This window comes from Ruminococcus sp. RTP21204st1_B2_RTP21204_210225 (assembly GCF_040914135.1).
GTDB lineage: Bacteria > Bacillota > Clostridia > Oscillospirales > Ruminococcaceae > Hominimerdicola > Hominimerdicola aceti.
The window spans coordinates 1-2,380 of sequence record NZ_JBCPGA010000097.1 but is presented as its reverse complement, the minus strand read 5'-3'; the positions used below and the strand labels follow the sequence as shown (position 1 = coordinate 2,380).

Here is a 2,380-nt window from a genome sequence, read left to right as displayed (position 1 = left end):
CCTTGTATGAAGTACCGCAAACAGAACACTTGTGGAGAGTGTAGCCGTTAGCAGTGCAAGTAGGTGCAACAACTGTGTCGACATATTTGTGTGAAGTCTTTGGTATAGTTTCTGTAACTGTCGCATTGCACTTTGTGCAAGTCTTTATAGCAGTACCCTCTGATGTGCAGGTCGGTTGTTTTGTTACAACAGAATTTCCGTAGCTGTGACCTGTTGCTTTTGTTGTGTTATCCTTGTATGAAGTACCGCAAACAGAACACTTGTGGAGAGTGTAGCCGTTAGCAGTGCAAGTAGGTGCAACAACTGTGGCTGTGTAGCTGTGGGAAAGCTTTGCAATTGTTTCTGTTACTGTTGCTCCGCACTGCGTACAAGTTTTTGTTTTTGTACCCTCTGATGTGCAGGTCGGCTGTTTTGTGATAACAGCACTGCCATATGTGTGGCTCGTGCATCCGCAGGTGAGTTTGTATGTCTTTGCTACAGACGGATTGTATGTAGGATAAATTTTTACAGTGAGTGAACCGCCGTTTTTAAATGTGATACGTCTGATATCATTAGCATAGTTTTCAAGCTTATTTACACTTACCATGCTGCAATCAGAAAATTCAACTGTGTAGTCTGTATCGTCATAAAGCCAGAAATCAATGCTGTCGCCCACACTGAACTGAGTTTTGCTCAATACGCTTGAAAAGGACGTATTCGAAAGGTCTGTGCGCCAATAAACAGTGGTAGAGGTCGGAACTGTGAACTTATTCACATAACCGCAAGACTTGCAGGTCTGTGTTACAGTGCCGTCAGTTTTTGATGCGTACTTTGTTTCGTAGTCATGACCTGTTTTGACGTCAACCGTCTTTATATCGTCAAGATTTGAAAAGTTCAGGGAGTTAAAGGTCACGTTATTTTTATCGTAAACATACCAAACTGCTCTGCCGTTTTTGATAACAGGCTGGCAATCTGAAAGGCTTCCCTCAAAGGTGTGTATACTGCCGTTTACTGTGCCGTCAGCGTTTAGCTTCACACAGCTTACCTTTGTATCTCTGGCCCACAATAGCAAAAAGCTGTTATTATTTATCTTCACAAGCTGTGGAGCAGAAGCTGAGTCTGTACCTTCTGCATAAGAAGTTATCTTATTGAGCTTGTTTGTGGAAAGATCCTTTGAAACAGCGGAAACGTAGACGTTTCGTGTTTCTGACGTATTGATATAATCAAGGTCAACTGTACTCTGTGCCACGATATAGCTTGATGATGACACATCAAAGCCGCCTATAGCCGCACCTGTATAGTTATAGTGACCGGCGGTATATTCAGGGTATGTTACAACGTCGATATTGCTGACCTGTTCAAAATAGCTTGGGAAGAATTTGCCTGTAGTAAAATCAGAATTATACTTCACCAGAACGGCAGAACGTGGATGAGCGTCACCATGGTCGAGGGCGACTATATGGTTGCCGTCGGTTTTTATAAACTGATTGAAGGAGTGGCTCACATAGCCATAATCAACGTTCATGACGCCGGTATACGAATCAGTGATAGTCATTGACGGCATATCCACTTCAATGGTAACATTAGCCTGATGATTATTGCCGTCGCTTGATTTATACATTTCGTGGCAGGTTCTCACAAGCAGGTGGTCACCGCTATGGGTCATTCTTGCCGAGCCTGCATCGAATGGAACTGTAGTGTTAGCTCCATACAGACCGCAGGACTTTATTTTGTTCCAATTCTTATCATACTTCGTGATACGGAAAACCTCGAGGGAGTCGTTTTGTTTCGGATTTTCCTGACCGCTAAGGACATAATAATTATTGCCGGAGTCATAGAAAGCACCAAAGATCGGCAGTTCATTGTCGATAAGCTTGGTGCTGAGCGGTTCAAAATCAGAGCTGTAATATTCCACAAGGAGCTTGCCCTCGATAGCGCCTGACTGGACACGCATATAATTGCCGTTGTCGCACACTGTCAGGTAAGATTTCACTGTGTCAGACCATTGCACATAGTCCTGAGCATTCACATTAGAGCCTGAATACGCAACACATTGCGCCACGGCAAAGGCACTGAACGATCCAGCAGACACAGCAGTAGAAACAGCCATTGCGCCAGACAGAACAATGCCCAACATTCTTTTCTTCATATTCATCGATTTCATCACCTCATACAAAAACTTTTAAACGAGAACACCTTTATATATATAATATCACAACGCAAGGCGTATGTCAATGAAAATAAGTTACAATGAGAATGATTTCAATAAATTCGTCATACACCAAAGGTCAACGCAGTAAAAAAAGCAAAGTGGATACAAAACAAAAAAATGTAGGTTTGTCAATCATATTGGACACTATTATTAAGAAATTCGATAGGCGAAAACCATTTGAGGGGACGC

Annotated in this window: 1 pseudogene; it reads right to left on the bottom strand. The window is 42.6% G+C overall.

The features are described from left to right. A pseudogene (locus AB5123_RS14100) lies at positions 1 to 2,134 on the bottom strand (hypothetical protein); the annotation flags it as partial. Positions 2,135 to 2,380: the final 246 nt, after the last annotated feature.